Annotated in this window: 2 protein-coding genes; both read right to left on the bottom strand. The window is 52.4% G+C overall.

Annotated elements, in window-relative coordinates; translation table 11 throughout:
- Window positions 1–138: 138 nt before the first annotated feature.
- Complete coding sequence (locus ABE093_RS13525; RefSeq protein ID WP_430761436.1) at window positions 139–861, bottom strand: hypothetical protein; 723 nt, start codon at window positions 859–861, stop codon at window positions 139–141.
- Between the two features lie 121 nt (window positions 862–982).
- Window positions 983–1360 (bottom strand): bleomycin resistance family protein, encoded by a 378-nt coding sequence (locus ABE093_RS13530; protein ID WP_430761437.1) that lies wholly within the window; start codon window positions 1358–1360, stop codon window positions 983–985.
- Between the last annotated feature and the right edge of the window lie 36 nt (window positions 1361–1396).

Here is a 1396-nt window from a genome sequence, read left to right on the forward strand (position 1 = left end):
GCTTGTTGGAGATCCATTGGGTTCCTTGTGCGTTCTAACACCTGATTTAATCCACGCCGAGTATTGGCGCCGGTCCGAGGCTAGTTTATCGGGACGCCCAAAACTAAGCCACGAAGCGGCGTCGGCTTGAACGATTAGTTAGACCCTGCTGCTAGTGGTTGAGCCGTTTTCCCGTGCAAAGACAGCGGAACGCTCAATGATGAATGTTCGGATATCGAAAAGTTCATTGATGCCGAGGATGCGCCGTACCTTCTCTTTAACATTTTCGATGGCGATATCTTCGCGGCGCTTGGGGTCTTCGGCCTTCAGCGTCCCAAGATTCATAATGTCGCGGAAAATGCCATACGACTCATCGATCGCTTTCTTGCGAGTTTCGGGGTCGTCGCCACGTAGGGCCTGTACAAGATGATATTGGACACCTAAGGAATTTAGCGCGTCTTCGAACGGCTCTAGCTTTAAAGCTACTGATCTCGGAATCCAAGCCGCATATTTTCGCTTGATCGCGTAGAACTCATGCGCTTGCTCGACAGCCTTGCTGGTTGGTCCTTCGCGAAATAGCAGCCCAACAGTTTCGTGGACGCTTGACATGTATGCCTCACAGAATTCAACGTGCTTGTCGAATGCGACCGAGGCCATATGGGAACCAGCGCCTAGTGTAAAAATTTGCTGGTCTAGCTGAAGATGGCTTTGACGCTGGTGGCTTGCAGAGTCCCTAGCCAGCTGCAGGAGAGCACCTAATAGCGCTCCGACACCTGGAGTGACAATCATACCTTTGACGAAATCGGATGCCGTTATAGCCCAAGCGGCCGTAAGGGAGATCAGAGCAACTGTCGCTAGCACTAAGTAGAGTCGAAGCTTCATGCAGGGTCTAACACCTGAGTTAAGCCGCCCCGATTTGCGGCGGCGGATTGCGGCAGACTACCAAATGCCGCGGGCCGATGCCGCGAAGCGGGGTCGGCTTGAACGATTAGTTAGGTTCTGCTTACTTGGATTGGCTTATGCGGAATATATGGCCATCTGGGTGGCGAATGTGCATTTCACGAACACCCCATGGCTCGTCAGTTGGCGGCCAAGTCACTTCGATCTCATGTTTGAGGCAGCTCTTGTGAATGGCATCAACATCATCAACCCAGATAGACATCCAAACCCCGGCGATCTCGTCGTAAGTGTCTCCGGGCTCTTGGCGGTGTCCTTGGCCATCGAGGCAGATGAAAATCTCACACTCACCAGAACCAACAGCGCCAAAAGTTGGGGGCTCGCCCCAATCCCAACATTTATCCCAGCCTAGTGCTTTAAACCATGCAAAGCTGCGTTCCATGTCCGAAACATTGAGAATCGGAGTGATGCCTTTGGCGTGCATGGACGGCTCCTAAGCGAAACCTAACACCTGAGTTAA

The sequence above is a fragment of the Solilutibacter silvestris genome, assembly GCF_050574925.1.
Lineage (GTDB): Bacteria > Pseudomonadota > Gammaproteobacteria > Xanthomonadales > Xanthomonadaceae > Solilutibacter > Solilutibacter silvestris_A.